The organism is Bradyrhizobium sp. F1.13.3, from assembly GCF_040548265.1.
GTDB lineage: Bacteria > Pseudomonadota > Alphaproteobacteria > Rhizobiales > Xanthobacteraceae > Bradyrhizobium.
The window spans coordinates 116861-143509 of record NZ_JBEPRI010000019.1; the positions used below are offsets into that span (position 1 = coordinate 116861).

The 26649-nt window shown below is 58.4% G+C and carries 26 protein-coding genes; 11 read left to right on the top strand and 15 right to left on the bottom strand.

All coding sequences use genetic code 11. The features are described from left to right. The first annotated feature begins 242 nt into the window (after positions 1-242). Positions 243-860 carry a LabA-like NYN domain-containing protein gene (locus tag ABIB66_RS35835; RefSeq protein WP_354257900.1) on the top strand — a complete coding sequence of 206 codons (618 nt, stop codon included), beginning with the start codon at positions 243-245 and terminating at the stop codon, positions 858-860. Positions 861-1591: 731 nt separating this feature from the next. On the opposite strand, the gene ABIB66_RS35840 is transcribed toward ABIB66_RS35835, so the two are convergent. Beyond that, positions 1592-3379 (bottom strand): adenylate/guanylate cyclase domain-containing protein, encoded by a 1788-nt coding sequence (locus tag ABIB66_RS35840; protein WP_354257903.1) that lies wholly within the window; start codon positions 3377-3379, stop codon positions 1592-1594. A gap of 338 nt (positions 3380-3717) precedes the next feature. Here ABIB66_RS35840 and ABIB66_RS35845 point away from each other — a divergent pair, with 338 nt between their 5' ends. Continuing rightward, a complete protein-coding gene (locus ABIB66_RS35845) occupies positions 3718-4758 on the top strand; it encodes an IS110 family RNA-guided transposase (RefSeq protein WP_354211267.1) in 1041 nt (346 codons plus the stop codon). A gap of 352 nt (positions 4759-5110) precedes the next feature. On the opposite strand, the gene ABIB66_RS35850 is transcribed toward ABIB66_RS35845, so the two are convergent. The 3 genes from ABIB66_RS35850 to ABIB66_RS35860 form a co-directional block, all read right to left on the bottom strand. Further along, complete coding sequence (locus tag ABIB66_RS35850) at positions 5111-6100, bottom strand: ABC transporter substrate-binding protein (protein WP_354211265.1); 990 nt, start codon at positions 6098-6100, stop codon at positions 5111-5113. Positions 6101-6645: 545 nt separating this feature from the next. Next, positions 6646-7185, bottom strand: a complete 540-nt coding sequence (locus ABIB66_RS35855; RefSeq protein ID WP_354211263.1) for a hypothetical protein — start codon at positions 7183-7185, stop codon at positions 6646-6648. Between the two features lie 80 nt (positions 7186-7265). Next, positions 7266-7676 carry a hypothetical protein gene (locus ABIB66_RS35860; protein ID WP_354211261.1) on the bottom strand — a complete coding sequence of 137 codons (411 nt, stop codon included), beginning with the start codon at positions 7674-7676 and terminating at the stop codon, positions 7266-7268. A 297-nt stretch (positions 7677-7973) separates the two neighbouring features. Here ABIB66_RS35860 and ABIB66_RS35865 point away from each other — a divergent pair, with 297 nt between their 5' ends. Further along, the gene (locus ABIB66_RS35865) at positions 7974-8588 is read left to right on the top strand and encodes a glutathione S-transferase family protein (RefSeq protein WP_354257906.1); all 615 of its coding nucleotides are present in this window, start codon (positions 7974-7976) and stop codon (positions 8586-8588) included. Positions 8589-8740: 152 nt separating this feature from the next. On the opposite strand, the gene ABIB66_RS35870 is transcribed toward ABIB66_RS35865, so the two are convergent. Both ABIB66_RS35870 and ABIB66_RS35875 read right to left on the bottom strand, forming a co-directional pair. Beyond that, a complete protein-coding gene (locus tag ABIB66_RS35870; protein ID WP_354211258.1) occupies positions 8741-9286 on the bottom strand; it encodes a cupin domain-containing protein in 546 nt (181 codons plus the stop codon). Between the two features lie 795 nt (positions 9287-10081). Next, positions 10082-10579, bottom strand: a complete 498-nt coding sequence (locus ABIB66_RS35875; RefSeq protein WP_354211256.1) for a hypothetical protein — start codon at positions 10577-10579, stop codon at positions 10082-10084. Positions 10580-10730: 151 nt separating this feature from the next. On the opposite strand from ABIB66_RS35875, the gene ABIB66_RS35880 reads away from it, so the two are divergent. Together ABIB66_RS35880 and ABIB66_RS35885 are read left to right on the top strand one after the other, a co-directional pair. Beyond that, positions 10731-11405, top strand: coding sequence for a substrate-binding periplasmic protein (locus tag ABIB66_RS35880; RefSeq protein ID WP_354211254.1), 675 nt, complete (start codon positions 10731-10733; stop codon positions 11403-11405). 505 nt (positions 11406-11910) lie between these two features. Further along, positions 11911-13476, top strand: a complete 1566-nt coding sequence (locus ABIB66_RS35885) for a winged helix-turn-helix domain-containing tetratricopeptide repeat protein (protein WP_354257909.1) — start codon at positions 11911-11913, stop codon at positions 13474-13476. 497 nt (positions 13477-13973) lie between these two features. On the opposite strand, the gene ABIB66_RS35890 is transcribed toward ABIB66_RS35885, so the two are convergent. From ABIB66_RS35890 to ABIB66_RS35900, 3 genes are all read right to left on the bottom strand, one after another. Continuing rightward, the gene (locus ABIB66_RS35890) at positions 13974-14372 is read right to left on the bottom strand and encodes a response regulator (RefSeq protein ID WP_354211251.1); all 399 of its coding nucleotides are present in this window, start codon (positions 14370-14372) and stop codon (positions 13974-13976) included. 9 nt (positions 14373-14381) lie between these two features. After that, complete coding sequence (locus ABIB66_RS35895) at positions 14382-14816, bottom strand: response regulator (protein WP_354257912.1); 435 nt, start codon at positions 14814-14816, stop codon at positions 14382-14384. Positions 14817-14952: 136 nt separating this feature from the next. Continuing rightward, a complete protein-coding gene (locus tag ABIB66_RS35900; protein WP_354211247.1) occupies positions 14953-15927 on the bottom strand; it encodes an AraC-like ligand-binding domain-containing protein in 975 nt (324 codons plus the stop codon). A gap of 905 nt (positions 15928-16832) precedes the next feature. Between ABIB66_RS35900 and ABIB66_RS35905 the strand changes: the two genes are divergently transcribed. From ABIB66_RS35905 to ABIB66_RS35915, 3 genes are all read left to right on the top strand, one after another. Further along, positions 16833-17405, top strand: a complete 573-nt coding sequence (locus ABIB66_RS35905) for a GAF domain-containing protein (RefSeq protein ID WP_354211245.1) — start codon at positions 16833-16835, stop codon at positions 17403-17405. 66 nt (positions 17406-17471) lie between these two features. Next, positions 17472-18086: a diguanylate cyclase domain-containing protein gene (locus tag ABIB66_RS35910; protein WP_354211243.1), complete on the top strand. Its 615-nt coding sequence runs from the start codon at positions 17472-17474 to the stop codon at positions 18084-18086. Beyond that, positions 18076-18867, top strand: a complete 792-nt coding sequence (locus ABIB66_RS35915) for an EAL domain-containing protein (protein ID WP_502918346.1) — start codon at positions 18076-18078, stop codon at positions 18865-18867. Before ABIB66_RS35910 ends, ABIB66_RS35915 begins: the two co-directional genes overlap by 11 nt. Positions 18868-19010: 143 nt before the next feature. On the opposite strand, the gene ABIB66_RS35920 is transcribed toward ABIB66_RS35915, so the two are convergent. From ABIB66_RS35920 to ABIB66_RS35935, 4 genes are all read right to left on the bottom strand, one after another. Beyond that, the gene (locus ABIB66_RS35920) at positions 19011-19688 is read right to left on the bottom strand and encodes a Crp/Fnr family transcriptional regulator (RefSeq protein ID WP_354211239.1); all 678 of its coding nucleotides are present in this window, start codon (positions 19686-19688) and stop codon (positions 19011-19013) included. Positions 19689-20299: 611 nt separating this feature from the next. Then, entirely contained in the window at positions 20300-20908 is a 609-nt protein-coding gene (locus ABIB66_RS35925; RefSeq protein ID WP_354257918.1) for a glutathione S-transferase family protein, read from the bottom strand. A 50-nt stretch (positions 20909-20958) separates the two neighbouring features. Next, positions 20959-21705, bottom strand: coding sequence for an SDR family NAD(P)-dependent oxidoreductase (locus tag ABIB66_RS35930; RefSeq protein ID WP_354212111.1), 747 nt, complete (start codon positions 21703-21705; stop codon positions 20959-20961). 65 nt (positions 21706-21770) lie between these two features. Further along, positions 21771-22517: an SDR family NAD(P)-dependent oxidoreductase gene (locus ABIB66_RS35935; RefSeq protein ID WP_354212112.1), complete on the bottom strand. Its 747-nt coding sequence runs from the start codon at positions 22515-22517 to the stop codon at positions 21771-21773. Positions 22518-22680: 163 nt separating this feature from the next. Between ABIB66_RS35935 and ABIB66_RS35940 the strand changes: the two genes are divergently transcribed. Further along, a complete protein-coding gene (locus ABIB66_RS35940; protein WP_354212114.1) occupies positions 22681-23133 on the top strand; it encodes a LysR family transcriptional regulator in 453 nt (150 codons plus the stop codon). Then, positions 23096-23596 (top strand): LysR substrate-binding domain-containing protein, encoded by a 501-nt coding sequence (locus ABIB66_RS35945; RefSeq protein WP_354212116.1) that lies wholly within the window; start codon positions 23096-23098, stop codon positions 23594-23596. The genes ABIB66_RS35940 and ABIB66_RS35945 overlap by 38 nt, the downstream gene beginning before the upstream one ends. A 207-nt stretch (positions 23597-23803) precedes the next feature. On the opposite strand, the gene ABIB66_RS35950 is transcribed toward ABIB66_RS35945, so the two are convergent. Then, positions 23804-25102 (bottom strand): ATP-binding protein, encoded by a 1299-nt coding sequence (locus tag ABIB66_RS35950; RefSeq protein WP_354212118.1) that lies wholly within the window; start codon positions 25100-25102, stop codon positions 23804-23806. Further along, positions 25099-25758, bottom strand: a complete 660-nt coding sequence (locus ABIB66_RS35955) for a response regulator transcription factor (RefSeq protein ID WP_354257921.1) — start codon at positions 25756-25758, stop codon at positions 25099-25101. The genes ABIB66_RS35950 and ABIB66_RS35955 overlap by 4 nt, the downstream gene beginning before the upstream one ends. Before the next feature lie 399 nt (positions 25759-26157). On the opposite strand from ABIB66_RS35955, the gene ABIB66_RS35960 reads away from it, so the two are divergent. Continuing rightward, positions 26158-26649, top strand: a 492-nt coding sequence (locus tag ABIB66_RS35960) for a COG4705 family protein (RefSeq protein ID WP_502918347.1), incomplete at its 3' end; no start/stop codon positions are given.

Consider the following 26649-nt stretch of genomic DNA (forward strand, 5'->3'; position numbering starts at 1 on the left):
CGGCGATCGGAAGTCGCCTCGGGCGGCTTGCTCGGGTGCAGACCAATCTCCCACTGGTCGCGCGTCGGCACCACCGAATTCGACTGGCCTCGGTCCACATTGACCCAACGCGCGCACGCCTATCTCAAGTCAACCGAAGCCGTCGCCGCCACCTGCCCGAATGATGCCAAGGCGCAGATCGCCGACATTGCGCCGCTGGCGTCGCAGACGATGGCGACTCGCAGTGCCAAAGGCGGACCAAAATGTCACCTTCGACGACCGACAAGATCGCGCTCTTCATCGATGGAGCCAATCTCTACGCGACGGCGAAAACTCTGGGCTTCAACATCGATTACAAGCGCCTGCTGAAGGAGTTTCAGAGCCGCGGGACGCTGCTTAGGGCGTTCTACTACACCGCGATCATTGAGGATCAGGAGTACTCCTCGATCCGACCGCTGATCGACTGGCTCGACTACAACGGCTACAGCGTCGTGACCAAGGCGACCAAGGAGTTCATCGACGCCTCCGGCCGCCGCAAGGTCAAGGCCAACATGGACATCGAGCTCGCCGTGAACGCCATGGAGTTCGCCGAGCACATCGACCAGATGGTGCTGTTCTCGGGTGACGGCGACTTCCGCTCCCTGCTCGAGGCCGTTCAGCGCCGCGGCGTGCGGGTCACCGTGATTTCGACGATCGCGAGCCAGCCGCCGATGATCGCCGACGAGCTGCGCCGCCAAGCCGACGTCTTCACCGACCTTGTCGAGCTGCAGTCCAAGCTCGGCCGCGACCCGTCCGAACGCCCCGCCCCGCGCGATCGTGATGCGCGTGGACACACGCCCAACTTCTCGCAACAGCCGAAGGGAGACGACTCCCCCGAGTGACCGCTCCCTTTCCTTGTGGGGCCGCGCCGCCAGAACCGACAGCCGGTTTATTTGAGGCCATCAAGCCGTTTGATGCAACCGCGTCCTTGCACTTCCATGCGCCGCCCACTCAGCCGCTAAGCGAACAACAAGGATCGAGAATATTAATGATCAAGAACTTCTTTGCCGAGCTTTTCCGCACATGCCCATACTTCTCCGGGCGGAGCTCTGAAGGCTACTGCGAGAACATCAGGCTGAGTTCCTATTCCGTGCGAGGTGAACACGTGTCGCCGGCGCAACAGTGTCAATCGGCGCCGAACTCGGCCCGTTGAAGTAACGGCGGCAATTCCTTGCCGCAGCTGACCTAATCTGCGTTGAGGTGGGGTCCCGATCGGCGCCGATCGTGACCCCACCCCAACCTGGCTTTTTTTATTTTGTTCAGACGGATACTGCCGGTACTTCAAGCGACGTGACCCCGGCGCCGATTCACAGTCAAGGGGCTAGAGGCTGTTTAATAGTCGTACTTCGAAGTCACACGAGTTAGTGGAAGATCGAATGTCCGCATCGGGTGGTCATGAGCGCCCTTCGGAGTGTCGGTCGGCTGCTTCCGGTCTACCCCTGTGAGCCGACCACCCGGGACGCTGCCTAGACTTCGCATTCGGGCCAATAGCCGACATAGAAAAATGGGTCGTGCATGCGAGCCCAAGGCAAGGCTTGCGGCCTGCCTAGCACATCAATGCTGCACGACTGCGTTACTCTGGAAGCCCAGCTGTTCGCAATCCTTTTTCATATCGGTGCACATGTTCGACGTGGCGGTAAGGTCCAAGTACGCTTTTCAACTTAGAAATACACAGCGTTGGGTTGAGGTTTTGGAGCCGTATTACTAACTTCCTCGCTTGCTCCTCATGACCGGCCATCGCGTTGCTCGCCGCGGCGATTCGTAGTCCTGCCTGATAATCTGGAGTTTCGCGAAGGGCACCCACCGCCAACGATGCCGCCTGCTCGTATCGGTCTAAGAAGAAGTACGCATGCGCTATTCCGATCCGCATCCGTACCGCCCACGGGTCCAATGGGCTCAGTCGCAAAGCTCTTGTGAACCGCTGGACCGCTTCCTCGGGCTCTCCGAGCCACAACTTTGTCCAGCCACCCCAATTTAGGGCTTCAATCACGTTCGGGTTCAGCGCGAGCGACCTGTCGATCAGCGCGGAGCCTCCATCAAGATCGCGAACGACATGACTGAGGGTCCATCCACATTCAGCGAGCACATTTGCATCGTGCTTTCCGAGTTCGACGGCCCGATGCGCGAGTCTTGAGGCATCAGCAATTTCGTCCTCGGTCTCTGCAAGCCATCCGTTCGTTTTTGCAAAGGCGTAACAACTGGCAGCTCGGGCGTAGGCAGATGCATATTCTGGATCTAGTTCGATAGCCCTCTTGAACAGTCGGAGAGCCTCCCTATTAGCTTCTCGGTCCGCAAGCTTCTGATATAACTTGGCCTGACCGCGCAAGAAGAGACTGTACGCATCAAGATTGTCTGTAGGCTTTCGCGTGGCGCGTTCTATTTCAGCCCTCTCCATGGCCGGCACGATCGCTCCTACCACATTTTCGGTCATCCGGTCCTGTAGATCGAAGATGTCGGCTAAATCACCTTCGAAACGGTCAGCCCAGTGATGCGCTCCTGTTCCAGTGTCGATCAGCTGTCCCGTTATACGTACCCGATTTGCCGACTTGCGAACGCTGCCTTCCAACACGTACCGCACACCCAGTTCATGCCCGACTTGCTTGATGTCGATGAGTTTGCCCTTGTATACAAATGAGGAGTTTCGCGCGATAACAAAAAGGGATTTGAATTGCGAAAGCGCAGTGATGATGTCTTCGACCATACCGTCGGCGAAATACTCCTGCTCAGGATCGCCGCTCATGTTTTGGAACGGCAGCACCGCGATGGAGGGCCGATCGGGCAAGGCGAGTGGTTTGGTGGCCTCTGCCTGAGGTTTGACTCTCGCGGCCGCTGGCCCCGCCGTGGTCCGCACCGCATAAAGCCGCACCGGTCTCTCGATGTTCTTTAGACTGCGCTCGCCGAGGTCGTCGAAAGCGAACGCAGTTTTCCCGCAAACCTGCTCATAGGCGTTGCCGGAAAGATAGACACAGCCCGGTTCGCATTCGTTTTCAACGCGCGCGGCGATGTTGACGCCATCGCCGAAGATGTCGTCACCATCAATGATGATGTCGCCGATATTGATGCCGATTCTGAAAATGATTGATGGGGTGAAGCTTCCGTTTCGTTGGGCCATCTTCGCCTGCACGACCATCGCGCAGGTGACCGCATCTACCGCACTGGCGAACTCCACCAGCATCCCGTCACCCGTGGTTTTAACGGTCCGTCCCTTGTGGTTAAGAATAGCGGGATCAACCACTTCGCGGCGGTGGGCTTTCAGCGCTTCCAATGTACCAAGTTCGTTCTCGCCCATCAGGCGGCTGTAGCCCGCCACGTCGGCTGCTAAAACAGCTGCGAGTCGCCGCTCGACACGTCCACTCGTCACACGAAGCTCCCGCCTGACCTGGTCTCAAGCCAACTTCTATCAAATCACGGGATGACCACGGCCACCAGCCCGCCAATGGGTTCCGAACCTGGCGCATGTACGAAATGGGTCCACCAGCAGCGCTCGCCCGGATGCGCACGGCAGGTCGGGTGTGGGCCTTGGCTGTGTGAAAAAGCAGGACGCTTGGCGGCGATAGAACAAGCCTAGCCCGGTTTCGATCTTTCGCGTTTTCACACATGGGGTAATTCTGGGCTCGGAGCCATACTCAGGCTCTGGGAATCAGCTCTCCAGGACTCGACGAGGCCTACCCCAGGGCCTTGCAATGATGGAGAGAGGCAGTGGAGCACTATGTCGGATTAGACGTGTCACTGAAACTGACTTCGATCTGCATCGTCGATCGGACAGGAAAGGTCGAGCGCGAAGGGGTGGTTACGTCTGACCCGGAGGCGATCGCGACGTACATCAAATTGCACACGTCACACGTCGTTCGGATTGGACTCGAGACCGGAGCAACGTCGACATGGCTGTGGACCGAGCTGAATAAGATCGGGTTACCCGTTATCTGCATTGACGCCAGGCATGCGAAGGCGGTTCTGAAGATGCAGATCAACAAGAGCGACCGAAATGACGCTGCTGGCATTGCGCGCATCATGCAATGTGGTTGGTACAAGGAGGTTTGCGTCAAGGATCTCGACAGTCATGCGACCAAAGCCCTTCTTGTCAGTCGAGCTCTGCTCGTCAAGATCAAGCGGGATATCGAAAATCAAATCCGGGGGCTCCTCAAGAATCTTGGGCTCGTCATCGGACGAGCAAAGATGAATGTGTTTGCTGTGCGCGCCGCGCAGTTGGCCGAGGAACGGTCAGAGCTTTTTGCCGCGGTCGATCCATTGCTGAAGGCACGCGAAGCCGTCGAGCAACAGATTGCGGACCCTGACCGCAAGGTGCTGCGGCTGGCTCGCAACAATGCTCAGGTGCGACGGTTCATGACGGCTCCTGGCGTCGGCCCGGTCACGGCCCTTTGCTTTCTTGCGACGATCGATGACCCCGCTCGCTTCAAGAGGTCACGAAGCGTCGGAGCCTACGCAGGGCTAACGACTCGCCGATACGCATCCGGGGAGATTGACTGGACGGGCCGAATCTCGAAATGCGGCGATAAGATGCTGCGAAGTTACCTCTACGAGGCGGCCAATGTGCTGCTGACACGCGTAGCAAAATGGTCAGCACTCAAAGCGTGGGGTATTCGGCTTGCGAAACGAAGTGGCCTACGCAAAGCCAAGGTTGCGGTTGCCCGAAAACTTGCTGTCATTCTGCATCGGATGTGGATCGATGGCACCGAATTTAAATGGTCATCAAGGGATGCTGCTGATCAGCCTGCATGAAGGATAACGAGTTCCCGCCGAACAGCGGGAGCGAACGTCCCTGCCGGGACGCTGGCGTTTGTGAGATCGCCCCTGGCTTTGCGGTGCTCGAAAGGGCAAAGCGCGCTTCACACATTGATCCGCTAACGTCATCTTACGCCATCATGCGGAGGGCGCGCCCCTACCGCGGAGAGAACCATGGACCCGGCAAGGATGTTCAAGGAGAGCTTGACCTCACTCCCGGAATTAGAGAACAGCCAGGGTCAATCGCGGCGGTTTAGTGCTCCTGCGATGACTTCCGGTCAGCCCCGATGAGCGGATTCTTAAGTGCCCATCGCAAGGTCTCAAACGGGCCAGTAGCGGAAGTCGCGTGCTAGTCGATCACCTCATCGGCGCGAGCAAGGAGTGTTGGCGCGATTGTCACGCCAAGTGATTTTGCGGTTTTGACATTTATGACAAGTTCGTATGTCGTGGGCGTCATCACCGGCAAATCCTGTGGCCGGGCTCCTTTTAGGATTTTCCCAGCGTGAGTGCCAAGCTGACGGAAGGATAGCGGAAAGTTCGGACCATAGCTTAGCAGACCACCGAGTTCGGCAAAATTACGCGTGGGGTAAGTTGTGACGATGCGGTACTGATTAGCTAAGGAAACGATCTGAGCGCGGCTGTTTTGGAAGAATGCCTCAAACCAAATGGTCAAACCAACAATTTGTTTCTGTCTTATGTCCTCGAAAGCGGATGCAATCTCGGCCACGCTGCTGGCGTTTACAAACAGAAGCTCCCGCCCCAGTTTTTGCGCAGTTTCAAGTGCGATCCTCCTTTCAAACTCAAGAATTTTCTTATTGACCGCGGGATTGAGCAGCTCAGCAAGGGGAAATGGTCCGGGCACCAGCTCATTGAGCATTTCCAATCGTTTTACGGTCAACGATTCCGGCGCAACATCTATCCCGGTTACATTTGCGCCGGGTCGGTTGTAGCTTGCGACGAGTCCGATTTCGATCGGATTGGCGCCAATAAGGAACACGATCGGAATGGTCGAGGTCGCACGCTTCGCCGCGAGAGCGGGAACGGCATTTGGCCCAGTGACGATTATGTCGACTTGCTGCGCAACGAGGTCATCCGCAAGCGCCTGCACGCGCTCATATTGCCCTTCCGCGTGTCGATATACGATCGTCACATTCTGATTTTCGATGAACCCAACTTCGGCGAGGCCCTGCAAGAAGGCCGCCCGAAAGGGAGTTTCGGCGTCTTTCGATATGGGGCTGAGGTAGCCGATGATAGGCTTCCGCGCCGGTTGCCCACGTGTGGCAAGTGGCAACAAACCCGCCGCGGCGCCAATGAAACCTATGAATTCCCGCCGTCTCATGCACGCCTCCACGGTTCAGGATACCGCAATTTAGCGGACCAAGCTCAACGCTTGGAAGAAAATGGGGGCGCGTCGAACGAAAACTTGGTGGGTCGCCGATGTCCGAAGTGGGTCAAAACCAGCGGTGGCCGCCAAGTGGGATCGGCGTCCGGTTTGCCCCAGACAGCCGACAATGACACGCGCTCAATTGGCCTTTCGGCTAAGGGAGGGTGTTAGGCCCAACCGCAGAGTCTGGAACGCATGAGTGCACGGCACTTCGTACCGCCTTTCCTACCGCGAGGCATAGGCCTGCCTCCTGCGGGCGGGAAGCTGAGATAAATCGCTGGCGCCGTGCCTTGAGCCAAGCCAATCGGCCCCGCGCCTTGGGTCCGCGCCTATCCGAAGCGCGAGGCCGAACGTCTGCCTGCACCGAGCTGACAGCCGCATGAATGTGGATACTGCTCGGTATCCTGCCAGTCCGAAATGTCTGGCCGGGGGTCGTGGGCCCTCAGCGACGAATGCCAATGTTTAACGCCTGCCTGCAGCACCGCGAGCGTTCCCTCACATCAGCTGATGCCGTGTTCGCGCTCGTACCGCCTGGTATTGCGGCCGCCGATCCAGAGGTACAACGCCGCAATGACGAAAGCAGCAGAAATGGTCTGGAGGAGAGTCAGGCTCACAGATAGAAGTGGCGATCCCGTCTTTCGCCAATTATAAAGATACGACCAAACAACACAGCCGCAGTAAAGAATCGCAGCTGCCGCATAAAGAGTGGTGTCGGTTACTTGGTGCCCTCGACGCTCTGCTTCAGTAGAGAACACGAACATGATCAGACAGATCAGCAGCGCCAGTACGCCGCCGATGAGACCAACATAGGTCGATGGAAGAAACCAAAACCTGACGCCCATCAGGTGAACTGATCGGATCGTTGTAAAAATCCAACAAAATGCCGAGAGCGGGACAATCAGCACGCCGATGGCGTTGATCCAAGCGGAGTTCTGAGTTTCGACGACAAGGTAACAGACCAAGCCTGAGAGAGGGATGGATACTAAGCATAAAGCCGGCAGAAACGGAAAGCGTTCTTGCGAGAATGTCTCGTTTGGCAAAGGAAGGACCCTCCGTTGGTTTTGAGCCAGTAGAGGGTCCGGTTTGAGACGTGTTCGGACAACAGCAAGATTGAGCGTTGCTATGATCCCTTGCCAGCCTTCTTGTCCTTCGCAGTCTTGAAGTTCGAGCGCACTGCATTGGCACATGCCGAGAGTGCATCGTCCAGACCGCCAGCGACCGGGAGCGTTTTGATCTGCTCCAACTGCTCGACCAAATCATCCCAGGCGGCATTCCCGGTGCCGATAGCCTTTAGGGTGCTCTTTCCCTTCTCCAGTTCCAGTGGCTGCTTTCCATAGCGCAGTTGGAAGAAAACCCCACCATTCGCGTCAACCCAGAACTGCTCCCGAGAGATCCGCTTCCCCTCACGAAAGAGGCCGATTTTTGTGATCTGCTGATCAATGCTCGACGTGAACTTATTGCGCCGCTGAAGGACCGGAGTGTTGGCGGTCGGCTTCTGAATGGAAACCAGAGAGATCGTAGCTCGTGCCATGATGGGCTCCTCGTTGTTGATGGAGCCGCCGTCTCCTGATTTGGGCACTTGGGCAACAGTAATATAGGAGCGAATTCCTGAAGTCGGCTATCTGCTTGGTAAGTGCGCGATTTCTACTATCGTACGGAGGTCGCGATATGGGTCGAATTGCTTCCGATGTCAGCTTTGCGTGCCTAATCATGACGGATCTTGGCCGCGGTGGGCATTCCAGCTTGTGACCCACGCTGGCATTTTGACCTGTTCGGTGCCGATCTATCGTGATTTGATGGTCCAACTCCGAAAGATGGGAAACACATCATGCTGACCCTGTATTTTTCTCCTGGCGCTTGCTCGATGGCGGCCCACGTCGTGCTGCAAGAAAGCGGTGAGGAATACAAATCGCAACGGGTCAATTTCGCTGACGCAGAGCAACACTCCGAAGCGTACCTCAAGATTAATCCGCAAGGCCGAGTGCCTGCGCTGATCCTAGATGATGGAGAGCCTCTAGCCGAAAACACCGCGATCCTTCCATATCTGGGAAAGCGCTTTGGACTTTGGCCGACCGATCCAATCACGGAAGCGAGAGTGTTATCGCTGATCGGCTTCTTGGCCACAAATGTTCATCCTTCCGTAGCTCATATGTGGCGTCCAGGCCGTTACGCTGCCGACCCTAATGTGCATCCTCAGATACAAGAGAGGGGCCGCGAGACCTTTGACGGATACCTCCAACAGATCGACAGGAAGCTCGCTGGGCGTAACTGGTTTTCGGACCAATACTCGGTGGCCGATCCCTACCTATTCGTTTTCTATCCATGGGGGCTACGCAGAGGCTATCCCATGCAAGAGCTAAAGAACTTCACGGCCTTCAAGGATCGGATGCTGGACCGGCCTGCCGTACAGCACATTCTGGCGAAAGAAAAAATCACTCTATGAGTGACCGTGCCGCCTAGTTGACGTCCGCTGTTGGCCGTAGGCGAGGTGGAGGCGGCGTTCAGCACGACCTCAGTCGGTATCAGACCGGACATCGCGGGCACCCGGCCAAACCGGCGCTTCTGACCCTTAGCGAGAGAAACTCAATCTTGCATCTACCGAAGAGGCGGCCCCACGACTTGCATGTGGTGCCTTGCCATCAGCTTCTGGTTCGTATCGGCATCCACGCCTTGCCGATCCGCGAACATCATTTCGAACCCACCTGGCGCTACACCGAACAGCAATACACCGGGCTCCGTGCCGATGTTCTGGGAAGTGTGCGGAGTAATGCGCGGAATGAAGACAAAGGCTCCGGCAGGCGCACTCACAATGCGTTCGCCCAGCTTGAAGTTGAATTGTCCGCTCACAACGTAACAAAACTCAGCTTCCATTTCGTGCAGGTGCGTAGGGGGACCGCTCTTGGGTGCGATGGTTTGACGAAAGAACCCGAGCACACCTCCAGTTCTAGCAGCCGTCGCCAATAGCTCCGTGAAATCTCCCTCTCGGCCTTGCTGTCCGCTGTAGCGGGTTGCTTCGCCGGGCAAGACGATGAAAGCTTCCTCGCCCGCGGAGACCTGGCTTGAGGTGCAAGGCAACGCGACAACAACGGCGACAAGTGAGCAAAGAATTCCAAAACATGTCTTCAGGACTTTGGCGTGCATAACAACCTCCGCCTAGCTATGTGACGGGTGCGAGCGAGATCAGAACGCTCGCTTGTAGCGTGCAAGTATACATCTACCTCCGCGTGGAGGCCGCCCTTCGGCTCTTCGGGCTTCGTCTTGCCGTCAGACAGCCATTCGGATTCTGCCTGCTCCCAGCCCAGTCTACGGCCCTCTGCGATTCCCTCTACAATCATCCTAACGAGGGTTCCAGCTTCATCGCCTGAGAGACGCCTGACCAGCGTCCATGAGCTTAGGATTCGGCGAGCGCGCACTAACTCCGTTTCAAGATTGACGATCGATTTGACTGGCATTTGGCTAGTCTCCAATCACGCACAGGTTATCATGGACTGAACGGCGCAAGATATGCATTTAGCGCGCCGAAAAGATGAATTTCCCTATGCCGTTTGCATTCCACGCGCGCACAAAGTTCAAGTACCCTGGGCAAATCGAAGTGCATGGAGGCGTAAGCCCAGTTGTCGGCTCGTGGCCCGTACCTGACCATCGCTACGCCAAGCAACAGTGCCGCAGCTTTTGCTGAAAACATCTCTTTGCCTCCGCGATGCTCACCCCATCCGCTGACTTGTTGCGGATAGGGCTGGCACCTGGAAAACAAGACATCGCTTACAGATGCGACTCGGCGGCGAGCGCGACAGCCACAATCGTCCGATGCTTCATCATGTGAAGACACTCGTCCCCGATGCTTACAGCACTCGGAAAGCCATGCCGATGCCGTACCAGAACGATGCTGAGAGGACTTTCAACATGCTCAACCAAAAGCGGGTATGTTGCCTCGGCTTACTTTAGCTTGTAGGTGCCGGTCTGATGATTGCAGTCCTGAAACGTTCCGGCTTTCACGATCGGAAAAGGCCCCAAGGGGTGGACTACGCCGCTCGCCTTCATGCCCTCGTATTTTCCGGTGCCTGCAACATTTTCTCGGGTGAGACTTCCGTCACTTGCGAGCGAAAAGTGCGCCAGGCGTTTGTCCCCGTCGACATCTACTGTCTCGCACACAGTGGAGGCCGTAAATTTTCCATCAAGCGAGGCATTCATGCCAACACATCGGAAAGTGTTCTTGTCAAACATACCTTCGGGAGGATTGCTGCGGGTAGTACCGGTCATTTCAAAACTGGACGCGGTGTGGGTTTTTGAGAACGTAATCACGTTGTTCGCTCCGGACCAGCAGGCCGTGTAATCGTAACTGCCTTCCTTCGGCGGATCTGCTGCTAATGCCGAACCGCTAGGTGCAATCCCTAGGATTGCGATGAAACAGAAGAGCTCCAGTGTCTGGCCCATATGCTCGTCTCCATCAACGAGGGGTTGTACGGAATACTTGATAAACCTTCTATCAGATCAATCAACCAGCACACCTTACCCTTGTGACCTCGCTTGAGATCATTTCTGCTCTTTGACCCATTTCCGACATCGCCAGTGTTAGGATGCTAGAATGACCGATGAACCTGTCCGGGTTGCTCACGATAGTGCCTTTCCACCGTTTGCCGAGGTCAAGGACGGCAAATCAGAAGGACTGGCGGTGGATATTTTTCGCGCTGTCGCCGCGCGGGCGGGCGTCGACGTGAAATTCGTGCCCGTATCTTTCGAGCAGAGACAGCTCACTTTGGCGGACGGGCGCGCTGACGCGTACTTCCCTCTCTCGATCACCCCGGAACGCCTGCAATTATTTGATTTCAGCGACGTATTGGTTGTCTCGGGCGCCTCTCTGTTTGTGCGTGCCTCTGATGTCCCTCCCAAAAACCTCGCCGCTCTGGCTGACAAGGTCGTGGTAACGCCGCGAACCGGCCCAGTCGCGCCATTCATTCAGAAGACAGCGCCAGCAATAAAGTTGGTGGTCACCACTGATTACGAAGAAAGTTTGACCCGTCTTGTTCGTGGCGAGGCTGCTGCTGCGGCGCTTAGCTATCATGTGGGCTCACGCATTGCCGATGGGCTCTATCCAGGCCAGGTCCTCGGTTCACCTCACATGTTTCTGGAGCTGCCGTTCGCAGTTGCCGTGCCAAAAGGTAAGCGAGCTAAACTGCTCGCGCGTCTGAACGCTGGAATTGCTTCGATACACGCAGACGGTACATGGCATCAGATCAACGAGCACTGGCGAGCGGAATAGCATCCATGTGAATGTCAGCTCATGGCCCCAAACCGGAAGTCGGCCCGTCCCAATGTTGCATCTAGTCGTGTTCGCCTGCGCTCCAATCCCCGTTGGTAGCAGGCTTCAGGTGTTCATCCGGCGGAGCGGATGCCTCGCGGGTCGATACCTCGACTCGACGCGACATAGTCGATCTCGCCGCGCGTGGTGCGATGTCCATTAGCTCCCTATCACTAAGATTGCACAAGGCGGTTCGTAACCTTTGGCGTCGGCGCCGTTCCTTAAACGCACCCCTATATTTCTTGAATAGGGTGAGGAAGCTTAAGGTCGATCCGGCGATCTGTCGTGATAGGATTTCGCTATAAGTCGCGCTCATCGCGGCATCTCCTTGGTGTTTTTAGCCAGACGATGATGCCAAGGCATGAGAGGTTAAGCTTGACGTTCCGCTTACTTTTTCCTTACTGGCAGCTTATCCTTAGGCTCGGCACTGAACCTGTGACCGGCGGCAGCCTAAGGGATTGGCAGCTTGCGTTATCTCTTTGAGGAATACGCATTCGACACCGAGCGGCGCGAGCTACATCGCGGGCCGAATGTCGTCCCTGTCGCTCCACAGGTCTTCGATCTACTCGACTACCTTATCCGCAACAGGGAGCGCGTCGTCAGCAAGGACGATCTCATCAACGCCATTTGGAGCGGGCGGAGCGTGTCCGAAGCCGCGCTCACGACGCGCCTAAATGGTGTCCGCACTGCCATTGGCGATTCCGGTGAAGAACAGCGATTGATCAAGACACTGCCGCGCAAAGGCCTCCGTTTCGTCGGAACAGTGCGTGAAACGACAGACGAGGCAATAGATGCTGCTGTGCAGGGTCAGGCGCCAGATCTATCGCTCCCCGAGAAAGCCTCTGTGGCCGTTCTCCCTTTTATCAACCTGAGCTCCGATCCGGAACAGGACTACTTTGCTGATGGAATGGCCGAGGACATCATCACGGCGCTGTCTCGGTTCAAGGCTCTATTCGTCATCGCACGCAACTCGAGTTTCACGTACAAAGGGCGCGCCGTCGACGCGAAGCAGATCGGGCGCGAACTTGGGGTGCGCTACATCCTAGAAGGCAGCGTCCGCCAAGCTTTGGACCGTATTCGCATCACGGGACAGCTTGTCGACGCCGCCACCGGGGCTCATCTTTGGGCCGATCGGTTTGAGGGTGAGCTCGGCAACGTCTTCGATCTGCAGGATAAAGTGACTGAGAGCGTGGTTGGAGCGATCGCACCGACCGTGGAAAAAGCGGAGATCGAGCGCGCCAAGCGCAAGCCAACGGAAAGTCTCGACGCGTATGCTGTCTATTTGCGCGGATTGGCTAGACACTATCAAAGTGACAACAGCCGGCAGGCGATTGAGGACGCATTGCGGCTATTCAACACCGCGACTGAACTCGATCCGAATTTTGCGGCCGCGTATGGCCGTGCTGCCTCTTGCTACGCATATAGTAAGGGCATTGGCTGGTTCTCAGGCACGGCGGAAGAGATTGACGAAGTAACACGGCTCGTCAAACTCGCGGTCGAGTTGGGCAAAGATGACGCGATCGCGCTCAGTGCGAGCGGATGGGCTTGCGCCTATATCGTTGGCGATTTCGAGCAAGGGGCCGCTCTGATCGACCGTGCACTTTTGCTGAATGTCAATTTGGCTGAGGCATGGCACTTCAGCGGTTGGGTGAAAAATTGGCTCGGCGAGCCAGTGCCGGCGGTCAAATGCTTCGCGCGCGCCATGCGTCTGAACCCATTGGATTCGAGGATGGCGGGCATGCGAACCGGGACCGCGTATGCGCATTTCCTGCTAGGCCGGTATGACGAAGCGGCATCGTGGGCGGCACTGGCGTTGCAATACAATCCGGAATTTCCAGCTGGATTGCGCGTGGCCGCCGCGAGCAACGCGATGGCCGGCCGCATGGAACAGGCACGCAAGGCAATAGCTCGGCTCCGGCGAGTTCATCCCACGCTGCGCGTGTCAATCATACGGCACCTGGTGCCTCATCGACGGACCGAAGACCTTGCGCGATATGAAGAAGGGCTAAGGAAAGCCGGATTGCCGGAGTAAGCCGTTTCCTTGTGCAAACGGGGTGATCGAGTGCGAGGCGCAATGTCTGCGATTGGCCCGTTAGCGAAGTACCGGCACAACTCGACTAGGTCCGCTTAGCGAGGGACATTGTTGCAAAAGTCGATTTTCGCCGATGACCAAAATTCTGCGGGCCGTGGGCGCGACTTTCGCGTACAAGATGCGAGGGACCTCATGGCCTCACGCAAAATTCACAGGCGACTTCGGTAACGCGATTGAGGTCATACGAATCAGCGATCACTCGCTGCTTAGTGTTTTCGCGAAAAATCTTGAGCCCTGCAACTTTCGACTTTTGCAACACAATCTGAGGCATGGCGGACCAGATTTGCTCAGGTTGAGTTCTTCGCACTTTGAGCAGACTACCAGTGCTTTCGCGGCCGAGCAGCAGACGAAAAACGAGGCCAGGCGTGAAAAACCACACCCACCTAGCCTCGTGCCCGCAACGGCTTGGGCGGCAAGCCGCCTCTGGGCCCGATGCATTACAACTCTTCGCCGCCTTTGTCTCGAGCCTCATTAGACTGCCGCTTCGGCCAGATCGCGTCTATAGTCCGGCCTAGCATTTCAATCGCGCACGGCTTGTGCAACACGGGCCTGCCCTTGAACTGCTCCGGCACCCCATCCGAACCATAACCGCTCAGAAAAAAGAACGGTCGTCCCCGAGCCGTGATGGCCTCCGCTACTGGCCTGATATTTGAGCCTTGCAAATTGATGTCGAGAATGGCGAAATCGTATCGCTCAGTTTCGGCGAGCGATCTGGCCTGATCCAGATGTCCGGCTTCGGCGACAACTCTGTGTCCAAGCTCCTCGATCATTTCGACGAGCATCATGCGAATTAACGCTTCATCTTCGACCAGGAGTATCGATGCTGGGTGGTCCATTGTGGGCTCTCAGCTGCCGGGAGGCTGCGTGGAGCCGACATTCAGAAGCTGAGAAACGGCTGTCACGATCTGCGCGGGCGCGAAGGGCTTCCGAAGAAGGACGCTGTTCGGAACACCCAGGATGGCCCACTCGTCAGCACCGGCGCCGGTCATGTAAACCACAGGGAAGTTGGGATCGACCTCACGAGCCGCACGCGCGACCTCCCAACCGTTAAATCGACCCAGTAAATTGATGTCGGTAATGAGGGCGCTGTACCGGGTCTGACGTCCCTTCAGCAGAGTGAAGGCTTCCTCGCCCGTTCGCGCGGTGGCGGGCTCGACGCCGCCTTCGTTCAGCATATCTGCGACCAGGGCTTGAACCGCCTCATCGTCTTCGACAACAAGTACCGTCGGTGATCCCACGAAGGCCCCTTTCGACGCCACAGATCGCAACTCGCCGGACATTACAAACTACACACAAGAATAAAGTTCCAGAAGGAAGCCACAAATTACGTAGCCCAGTCGAGGACGCCCGTCTCTTGTTCTCCTTCGTTTGCTGCCTGCAGGAAGCTCACCGAATCTTCTCGACGTTTGAGCGCAGTTAGAATTGTCCGCCTTGTGCGGATCGCGCGCCCAATTTCTGGTATTCGCTTGGTAACACACCGAAGGCCTCTTTGAACCGGCGTCCGAAATGCGTCATGTCAGAGAAGCCCCACGCCTGAGCAATATCCGTTACCGTGCGGAAAGCCTGATTTGGATCCTCTAGCGCATATCGGCAGCGTGCGAGCCGTCGCGCCAATATGAAACGATTCAGTGACGTATCTTGAGCTGAGAGAAGATCATTCGCGTATCGCACGCTGATGCCGACGGCATCAGCAACCGTTTGCGGATCGAGGTCCGGATTCGTGAGCCTTGCCTCGACGACCGAACGAAGGCGCGCCAGCGAGAGCGCTTTTGTTGTCGAGATGCGAACTGAACTGCTCTCGCTCGTCCTTGCAATGGCGAGCCCGAGTAAATCCAATGCATGACTTTCCACCATTTCCTCAGTGATCGAGGCCGTCTTCCCGGCGAGTAGAGGCAGCTTTGCTGCAAGTGAAATTGCGAGTTCGTCATCAACGTGGTCGGCCGTTACGCGCCGCCCGGTCAATTCGCGATTCCGACCAAGCCGCGCTCTCAGTTCACGACGCGGTGCCTTGATGACTAGCGTTGTCGATCCCTGCGAGAAACGGCATTCGTAAGGCAACAGCGGGTCAATCAAAATCAGGTTCCGGGCTTCTAGCCTAACCTCACGTCCGTTCTGAACGACAAAGACGCTGCCCGACGATTGGTAACAGAGGAACAGGTCATCGGAAGGCGTGCGCCTGACATGCTCCGGCGTGTGAAAGACCTGAATCGGCGAAACGCTGAATTGGACAAGCTCCAGGTTGCCAAACCTTGAGGCCTGTATTTCCGCCTCAAAAGTGGATCGTTGTTCTGGGATTCCGGCATGTTCGATGATCTGCTTGCAGGCGGTGCTATGCCAGTAGTCAAACCTATCGCGTGGGTGAACACCTTTGGTTGAAAAGATCGTTTCCACGTTTTTGCTTTTCCTTAACGGTAAGACAGCCGAGCGGTTACGCCGCGCCAGTCGATTTTGGCCGAGGAAGTTCGGATATAAATGATCGCAAGCGATGGCGAGGCCCCTGCGGGCCTTAGCACCGATCGTTATGGAAAGGCATTAAATGAACTTCGCCGAAGCTCCGTAGGAATACGGCTCGGCACATGAACGGGAACTTGCCATGCATCACAGCAATCGAAAGCTCCGAACGCTCGGCTTTCCCGCACTCCGAAACCGGGAAAGGAAGACAGTCCGGTTCACCCTCCACGATCTGCAACTTGCATTTCATCGGATGGACTGTCCTGCACAGGGTGCCTCGTCATCAGCGTTTGGGAAAAGGGAGCAAGACTTCGCGTCCAGGATGCGCAAGCTCTCGCCGAGTTTGTTTTGCTTTTTGCAAGTGCGCCAAGACCGGTGACGCGTCAATGCAAGCGAGTTTCGGCATCCGGTAATCTGATCGACGTTGAGTATACGCGAGAGCCTGCGAGCTATGAGAAGCACATGGAGTACACCCAATGATACACGCGAGCTATTCATTGCCCCGATCAAAGCTTTTGGGGACAGCAGATTGCCGAGATCTTGCCGATGAACTGGAACCCTACACAGGAGATAAGCGGTCGACGATCGCCAAGATGCGCCGCTTTCTGCCGATGAGGCCTTGTCGTGAACTACTGACGCAGTTTGAGGCGCACCAAGGGAGAAGGAAGTTCATGAACTATGAAAGGCGTGGGCTAGTAATGCGCTGAACGGATTGAACGGTCCGCTGCCGGCAATAGCCCTTCGTCCCCTCTTAGCGCGGACCCGGGATGGCGCGAAGCCATAAGCGAGAGGAGAGCCGTTTTGTAACGAGCCCATGCCTTCAGTCAGTAAAAGGTTGCGTACGCATGACCTTCCCCATTCCGCCAGACGAAGCCAAGCGATTGGCCGCCCTCCGAGCATTGCAGATCCTGGACACGATGCCGTCCCGCGAATTCACCAGTCTCGTGCGACTGGCGCGCGATTTGCTCAATGTGCCTATCAGTGCCGTCTCGATACTCGATCAGCACAGGCAGTGGTTCAAGGCCATCGAAGGGCTCGACCTTAAGGAGACACCGCGAGAGATTGCCTTTTGCGCGCACACGATCTGTTCTGGTGAGCCTTTTATTGTGCATGACGCTACAAAGGACGACCGCTTCCGAGGCAATGCGCTCGTCATACGCAGCCCAAAAATCAGATTTTATGCAGGAATTCCGCTGCAGCTTGCCGATGGCCTACGATTAGGCAGTCTCTGCGTCATTGACACGAAGCCGCGAACGATGACGAAGGCGGAGCTGGCGCGCCTGCAGCACTTGAGCGAAATGGCGATCGCGCTTCTCAACAGCCACGCCTGCTCAATCGAAGCCAATCAGCAGGCCAAAATCATAGAGCAGCAAGAGCAGCGACTTCTGAAGAAGCGCAACCTGCTCGAGTCCGCTTGAGAGCTTGGAAAGTTAGGAGCGTGGGAGCGCGACATAGGCACTGGGCAACTCATTTGGACTGAGGGCATGTTCAGCCTGCACGAAATGGCGGTGGGGGCGGACCGCAACATCGCTGAGCATTTCGACCTCTATCCCGAGCCCGAGCGAACCCGCCTTGCCGCTCTGATGGCGGATGCAGATCGCGCGAAGCGGCCGTTCCGCTTCGAGGGGCGCATGTATACGACCAAAGGAAAATTGAGGTGGGTCAGACTGGTCTCAGAGGTTGAGCTCGACGGCGATCGTTTCGTGCGGCGGTACGGACTCATGCAGGATGTCACGGAGGAAAAGGTCCTCATTGAACGTGTGAAGCATGCGGCCAATTCCGATGAGCTCACTGGGCTGGCAAATCGTCGGGCTATGAGGCGAAGGCTCGCCGAGCTTTGTAAATCGCGACAGACGCCGGTTGCGATTACGTTGCTGGCGCTCGATCTCGACGGGTTTAAGGAGATTAATGATACGCATGGACACGCAGCGGGCGATGCGTGCCTGCGTCGCATTGCTCGCCGGATAAAGGCCGCGGTGGGGCCTGGCGTGCTGGTGGCACGAACGGGAGGCGACGAGTTTGCTTTGATCTGGACTGGAATAGAAGGACCTATGCCTCACCACTCGGACGGAGCTCAAGACTGCAACGATCGAGCGTAAGGCCGTACTCAAATCGGCCAGAGAAGGTTTGAGCCAAGACCGGTTTCGGTTGTTCTACCAGCCCAAGGTGTTGCTGGCCAATGGCGCCCATTCCGCCTTCGAGGCGTTGTTGCGCTTCATAGCCGAAGACGGCTCGGTTCTCACCCCCGGCTCGTTTTCGGCGGCGCTGGAAGATGAGTCGCTCTCCAGGGCGTTGGGCGACTTTGTTATGGAGACCGCAATTCAGCAAGCGCGTACGTGGACGCGCGCCGGTGTCAAGTTCGGCAATATCGCGATCAATTTGAGTGAAAGCCAGTTGAGGTCGCCGCGATTTGCTCAGCAGTTCCTGGATAGACTTGCGGCGTTGGAGCTGCCTTCACGTCTCGTTTCGGTGGAGGTAACTGAGGGTGTTTTCCTGTCGTCCCAAGCTGATGTCGTCACTGCGAATTGTCGTGCGCTTAAGGAGGGGAATGTCAGCATCGCGTTTGATGACTTCGGGACCGGATATGCGTCGCTCACTCACTTACGCGACTTTCCTGTAGACACAATCAAGATCGACCGCTCGTTTGTTGGGGGATTGGACAAGGGCGGGAGCACAATTGCTATTGTGAACGCTATCGTGGGCTTGGGAAACAACTTGGGACTGGACGTTGTCGCCGAAGGCGTAGAAACGCAAGCGCAAGAAGAATTTCTTTCTGCTATCGGCTGCCGCTTCGCCCAAGGGTTCCTGTTTGGGAGGCCCGTTTCTGCCGAAGACGCTGAGCGAATGCTGCTTCGACCAGCGGCCTACAAGGCGGCCTAAGCCCCTAATCCTTCTTGAGCAACATACAAATCCCGAGTAAGGAGCCCTCCAGCCTTTTATGTCGGCTTCTGGACCCTTCTGCGACATGGCAACTGGAATCGCTGTAATGCAAAACGAGGCTTCCTTTAGGGATTATTCGCCCTTCAATCCGGCATAGCCAATGAGATCGGTCGGGCCGTACTTATCGCGAAGATCTTCTCGAGTTCGAGACGCATGGTGCCGTGGCATTCGCAAGCCGCGACCGCGAGCCGCGACCGATCGATCTCGATTTGACCTCGTCGATGAGATTTGATCGCACCGGATGCGCGCAGATCGCGCATCAAGACCGTCACCGTCGTTCGTCGCACACCAATCATTTGCGATAGGGCCTCCTGTGTGAGCGGAAGGAAGTCGTGGTCGATGCGGTCGCTAAAATGGAGTAACCAGCGGGCCATGCGAGCTTTGACCGGATGCAATGCGTTGCAGGCCATACCAAGCTGAAATTTCATCAGCAGGGTCCTGGCGTGGATCTGGACCGCGTGCCGGATCGCTGGGCTTCGGTTGAAAACGGCGTGAAACCGCAGCGCGGGGATTCGCGACGCGGTACCCGCCGCGCGAACGATTGCGGTGATCCCCGAAGGCGACGGCCCTAGCACGGAAAGCATGCCAATTGCGCCCTCGCGCCCGACCACGCCGGTGGAAACCGTCTGCCCGTCCGCCATGTCGACCATCAGCGAGATGGCGCCGGCATCAGGAAAGAAGACATTCTCAATCTGGTCACCCGATCGCGAGAGGACGGCATCCTGATCAAGCGCAACCCTCTGTAGATCGGGCGCCAGCATATCAAAATCCGCTGGCGGCAGTGTTGCCAGAAGACGGTTATGCATTCCGCCCCGACCCGTCACGGCAGGCGATCCGCGGTGAGGCGTCCTCCGTCCACTTCATTCCGGGCGGCGAGGAACGATGGCTCTAAACTATGTTTAGATCCGCCTTCACTACTCACATTGAGATCAAATTCACTTCCAAACACGAATATTCCAGCTGTGCATCGGCTCAAAGCCCCCGAGTCCTCGTAGACACGAATGGGTCAACTTTGGGGAATTGTCCGCGACATGAGCGCGGCGAGTAAGGGAAGAGAGTGTCAGTATCGATGCAGTTGCGGCGCCAAAGTATCGAGGCTGCAAAAGGTGCTCTTCTCCACCCGCTTTCCGTAGCACTGATCTGCAGTTCTACCCATATCGGATATGAGGATCAGACTACGCTCAGTGCATTCCGCTGGTCATAAAATTGTCATGCTTGCGCTAACGCATTTCGTTGATGGGAACGCTCGGGCGGTAAATATTGCTTCCGGGTACGATGGACCGTTTTCCCACCCTCGCAAAGTGTTAGCCTTGAAGCGTCGATGGCGTTCCCTCAGGGGGATACAATGCGACGACGCGATTTCATCACGCTTTTAGCTGGGACCGGAGCGACGTGGCCACTCGCGGCGCATGCGCAGCAGCCGGCAAGGATGAAGCGGATCGCTTTCGTTCACCCGGGAATCGGTCGTGAATAGGTCGCCGGCCACGAACGGAACTTGGGCAAGCCGCACGTTCAGATCGGCGTAGAAATTGGCGATCCGAAGCTTGCTGCGCTCGATCAGAGCTGGGATCTGCTCGTACTCGTGGGGACCGGCGATGGCCCGGCTCTTGAGACCGGCGAGGCCGTTTCTCACAGCTTCCATGACCGAGGCAAACCCCTCCTGCTCCATCCGCCGCTCCCACATCGTGACCAGCGCCCTCTGCTTCGGTGTGGTGCCCAGAAGTGGCGGTTCGGGGTAGGCCCACTCCAGATAGCTTAGAATGGCAGGTACCTCACCGATGGCGGTACCATCCGGAAGCACCAGGGTCGGCACCACCGCACGGGAATTGATGGCGCGATAGGCTTCTGAAAACTGCTCCTTGGCGCCGAGATCGACCGGCACCAACGGCATCGAGATGCCCTTTTCGGCCAGATAAATACGTACCCGGCGAGAATTCGGCGAGCCGTTCGCCTGGTAGAGTTTCGGAGCATTGATGGACATGATCCCGTGCAATCCTAATGGGTGCGAAGCAGTCGCCGTGAGCCTTCCGGTCAGAGTTTCGACCCGCCACCGGCTTCGATGACTTCGCCCGTGACCCAGCGGGAGGCATCAGAAGCGAGGAAGCCGACGACGCCGGCGACGTCATCGGCCTGGCCGATCCGCTGCAGCGCCTGCATGCCCAGGGTGTAGGCGCGCCCTTCATCGGATCGCACGAAGCTCGACATGTCGGTGTCGATCACACCGGGGGCCACCGCGTTGACACGGATGCCCTTCGCGCCCAACAGGGACGCGAACTGCTTGACCATTGTGGAGATCGCGCCCTTGGTCGCGGCGTAGGCCGGCAGCACGGCGACCGCAGCCCTGGCCACCACCGACGACAGGAGGATCACGCTGGAGCCTTCGCCGAGCACCGGCAGCAGCTGCTGCACCAGGAAAAATGGCGCCCGGACGTTGATGGCGAACTGACGGTCGAAATCCTCCACGGTCTGCTCCTCGATGCTGGCGCCCTTGGCGACGCCAGCATTGGCGACCAGGATGTCGAGACGGGCGCCCGCCAAATCACGAACCGCGGCGGCGAGTTTGTGCGGACCGTCGGGCGCCTCAAGATCGGCGCCGACCGCATCGGCGGTCCCGCCTGCTTTGCGGATTTCGGTGACGACGGCTTCGGCTTCTTCCTTGCCGCGTCCGTAGTGCACGATGACGCGCGCGCCCGCGGCGGCAAGGGCCAGCGCAGAGGCGCGTCCGATGCCGCGCGACGCGCCGGTGACGAGAGCGGTCTTGTTGAAAAGTTGGGTCATGATCTTTTCTTTCGGGACTGGAGAATCTGGTTGGCGAATGGATCGAGGGCGGGGTGGCGGCGTGACTAGGCGGCTGTCTTGCCGCCGTTCACGTTGATGATCTGTCCGGTGATGAACGATGCCTGGGGCGAGGCCAAGAACGCCACGGCGTCGGCGATTTCCTCCGGCGTGCCGAACCGCTTCATCGGTACGCCGGCGACCAGGCCAGCCTTGCGCTCGGGGCTGCCGGTGAAGCGCGCCAGCATTTCGGTCTCCACTGGACCCGGCGCGACGGCATTGACCCGCACGCCCGCTCCAGCCGCTTCCAGCGCCGCCGACTTCGTCAATCCCTCCACCGCATGTTTGCTTGCCGTGTACAGCGAGGCGCCCGGCGCACCGCGCTGGCCCATCGTCGAGGATATGTTGATGATACTGCCTGTCTTCTGCGCCAGCATCTGACGCAGTTCGTGCTTCATGCTGAGCAGCGTGCCCAACACATTGGTATCGAAGGTCGCGGAGTAGCTATCCGCGTCCTGCTCCGTGACCGGACCGGGCTTGCCCTCCGTCCCGGCATTGTTGACGGCGACATCGAGCCGGCCGAACTTTTCGACCGTCTTGTCGATCAGGTTGCGGACCTCATCTTTGCGGCGAACGTCTGCGCGCACGAACGCGGCCTCGGCTCCCGATGCGCGAAGCTCGGCGACGAGTGCGGCTCCAGCATCATCGCGACGCCCTGATACGACGAGACGTGCGCCTTGCTTGGCGAACGCGAATGCTGTGGCTCGGCCGATGCCGGTCAACGCACCGGTGATTAGGACAACAGGTTTGCTCATGGTGATCTCCTTCGAGCGGCGCCCACACCCTAGAAAGGCCGCCGCTATGCCTTTTCAGTCTGGTTGCCGTTTCAGCGCCAGATCTCGTTGCAGGTCCAAACTAGGCCTCGCTTGCGCCTGCGACCAAGACTTTGTACGTTCAGGCCATACCTTCGAGGCATAGATGGACATGGAGTTGCGGCATCTGCGGTATTTCGTGGCGATCGCCGAAGAAGGCAGCTTGACGGAAGCGGCGGAAAAACGCGTGCACACCGCGCAGCCCTCGCTAAGTCGCCAGATGCGCGACCTCGAACAGGAGCTCGGCGTGACTTTGATGGTGCGCAGTGCGCGGGGCATCGAACTGACGGCGGCTGGGCGCGTCTTTCTCGACCACGCCCGGGTAACACTGCTGCAGGTCGAGGCAGCGACCGAAGCGGTCCGCCGTGCGGGCCAGCCCGCGAGAAGTATTTTCACGCTCGGCTTTCTGACCGGCTACGAAATGGAGTGGCTCCCTGCGGTGATGGGTCTTCTGCGCGAGGCGCTGCCCAACCGAAGTGGTGATCAACAGCCAATCATCTCCGGAGCTCGCGGCTTCGTTGATGCGCGGCAGGATCGATCTTGGCTTCCTGCGGCCTGAAAAGGACGTAACCGGCGTCACCTACAAGCTGCTGCGCAAGGACCCTCTGCTGGTTCTGCTGGGCCCGAATCATCCCCTGGCCAGCCAAGAGTCCATTCGGGTCAAGAATATCTTGGGCGGGCCGCTGATCGGCGTTCCGCACGCCACCTCGCCCGCAACTGTGACCGATGCTTATGCGCGCCAACATGGGCTCGATCTGACGCCGCATCATGAAGTCGATAATCTTTCGATGGCATTCTCGATGATCGCTTCGACCAACGGGGTCGGATTGTTTCCGCTCTATGCGCGCAACCTGTTGCCGACGTCCATTGTCAGCCGCCCGATCCGCGGCGTGCCGCCGATGATCGATTTGTGCCTCGGCTACAACGTAGAGAACACTTCGCCTCTGCTGAAATTTTTGCTGTCGAAGGCCGAAGACTTGAAATTCCGTGTTTCAAGCGCTTATCCGCAGGTCGGGTCGTGATGGCTTGCGAGCGTGGCCTCGGAGCGGCGCGATGCGGCCGCTAACTTTCGCGGGGGGCGCCTGGCTGATCATCTTGCCACCGATAGTGAGGGTGTCCCGTGCCTCTTTCGGGCGCGCGAGACACGTTGCCGGACGCGGAAGCGACCTCGCCGGTACCCTCGTCGGTATGAACGAAAGCCCAACCGTGCTTTTCAGGGCATGAATCCTTCAGTCCAACGCCGGCAACCTTGCAACCACGCGAAGACCCGTCTGGCCGGCGGTCAGATTTTCGAACTCGATCGAACCGCCATAACTGTCGACGACGCGCTTCACGATCGACAGCCCAAGCCCGGATCCGTCGCCGGTCGGCCTGCGTCCCCGATAGAACGGCTCGACTATCCGTTCGATGTCCTGCGGCGCAACGCCGGGTCCGGTATCTTCGATCTGCAGGACGGCCCGCCCGGATTCCCGATAGACGCCCACATCCACCCGTCCTCCATCCGGCGTGTGTCTCACCGCGTTTTCGACGAGGTTGCGGACAACGGCGGCCATGGCGACCGGATCGGCACTCACGGAAACATGTTCTGCCATGGTGAAGCCGAGATCGACGTTGCGGTCGGAGGCTTCGGCCAGTAGATCCGCGACCACTGCCTTGGCGATCTGCTCCAGGTGGACCGTCTCCTCGACCTCGGGAGAGGCGAGATCTTGCCGTGCCAATGCCAGAAGTTGATCGAGCAGATGCCGGGTCCGGCGCATCCCGCTTTTCAAAGCTTCGAGCCGGTCCCGCGCCCCCGGCGGCATGTCGAGCGGGTCAAGATTTTCGGCCTGCAGGCCAAGAGCCGTGATCGGTGTGCGAAGCTCGTGAGCGGCATCCGCCACGAACCGCCGCTGCTGCTCCATCATGGCCCGGATCCGTTCGAGCAGGCCGTTTATCGAGCCTAAAAACGGCTGCAGCTCGCTGGGAGCGCTCTCCGCCGGCAGCATGCGCAGGTCGTCGGCCCTGCGGACGTCCAACTCTTCGGCCAAGCGAACCACAGGGCGGAAGGACCGACCGATCACCAGCGCCGTGACCAGCAACAGGCAGGGGATCAGCGCGGCGATCGGCAGCAAGGTCCGGATCGCCATATCGCCGGCTATTTCCGAACGAATCTCGTCCCCTTGCGCCACGGCGAACCGGCTGCCGTCCGGGCGCGTTCGGAGCAACACGCGGACCGGCCGGCCCTGGCGTACGTCATTGTGAAGGCCATCATGCAGGCTCCAACGCCTGCGATCATCCGCCGACCCCCGCGGAATCGGGCCGAGCTCGTGCAGGACCACTTCCGACTCGGCATCGACGCCTCCGACCGGCTGACTCTGCCGGGCCGATGCATTCATCGCGAACGTTGCGATCTGGGTCAGGACCGAATCCTGCATTTCGATGGCTTCGTTGTAGGCCCAAAGGTATGCCAATGTGCCGCTGGCAGCGCCCGTGAGCACGATGATGGCGGTAAGGCCGGTGAATAGGCGTCCGCGCAGCGACCTGGTCATGACGGCCGGTCCACCATCCACCCGACGCCCCTGACGTTCCTGATCGCCGTGGCGCCGAGCTTCTTGCGCACGGCATGGATCAGGAATTCCACCGCGTTGCTTTCGACCTCCTCGCTCCAGCCGTAGATGTGACGTTCGAGCTCGCTCCGGGACAGGATCGCGCCGGGTCGCGCGAGCAGTGCCTGCAGCAGCGCGAATTCCCGCGCGCTGAGCACGCAATTCTCTCCAGAGCACGACGCTTCACGGGTCGCAGGATCCAGTTGGAGCTTACCATTGCCGAGGACCGGCGAAGCGCCGCTGCCCTCGCGCCTTATCACCGCCCGCATGCGCGCCAGCAGTTCGCCCACCTCGAAAGGCTTGACGAGGTAATCGTCCGCCCCGAGATCGAGGCCCCGGATGCGCTCCGTCAATGCGTCACGAGCGGTGAGGATGATCACCGGCAAGCGACTGCTCGAGCGAATCTGCTTCAGCACGTCGAGTCCGTCGAGACGCGGCAAACCAAGGTCGAGAAGCGCGATTTCGTAGGTCTCGCTACGGATCGCTTCCATGGCTAGTTCGCCATCCTGCACCCAGTCAGTGGCGTAGGCGGCATCCTTCAGCGCCTCCACCACAGCAGCGCCGATCATGCTGTCGTCCTCGATCAGGAGCACTCGCATCGCTTCAAACAACCTCGTCGGCCGGGGAATTGTCGTAGCCGCCCGCGCGGCCTTCGCCTTGGTGTGCTTTTCGACGATCCCGAACGGCGCATCCAGCGAAATCTCGAGCGATGCCTTCGATCAAACGTCGCTCGTCTTGACGCGCGGCTTCCGCCGACGCTGCAGCGGCCGTCAGAAGGCGAGTGTATGGCGAAGAATGCCGTCTTCCAACTTGAAGGTTCCCTCCGAGGGTATGCCCCCGCCGACTTAGGCAGGACTTAGGGCCGCCGGAGCCGTCTGCCGGCGCCTCCGGACCTAAGCCGGAGCTAAGTCTGCATGTGCACGCTGCTCCCCGATAACGGCCCCGCCGAGCTTGGACAGGAGACAACCCACGTGCTTGGGAACAAACGCATCGGCGACATGCTGAACAAAGTCCCCGAGGTCACCGTGATCTTCTGGATGATCAAGATCATGTCGACCACTGTCGGCGAGACCGGCGCCGACTATCTCGCCGTTCATGTCGGTCTCGGCACGACGCTGACCGGTCTCCTCATGGCCAGTCTGCTTGTGGTCGCCGTCGTTGTCCAACTTAGCATGAACCGCTATGTGCCGTGGATCTATTGGTTGACCGTGGTGCTGGTCAGCGTCGTAGGCACGCAGATCACCGATTTTCTCTCGGACGAGCTGGAGGTCAGCCTCTATCTCAGTACGGCGGCGTTCGCGGTCGTTCTAGCCGCCACCTTCGCGAGCTGGTACGCGGTCGAGCGGACGCTGTCGATCCATACGATCGTCACGACGCGGCGTGAGCTCTTCTACTGGGCGGCGATCCTCTTCACCTTTGCACTCGGCACCGCGGCCGGCGATCTCGCGACCGAAGCGCTTGGACTTGGCTTCAACGTCGGGGTCCTGGCT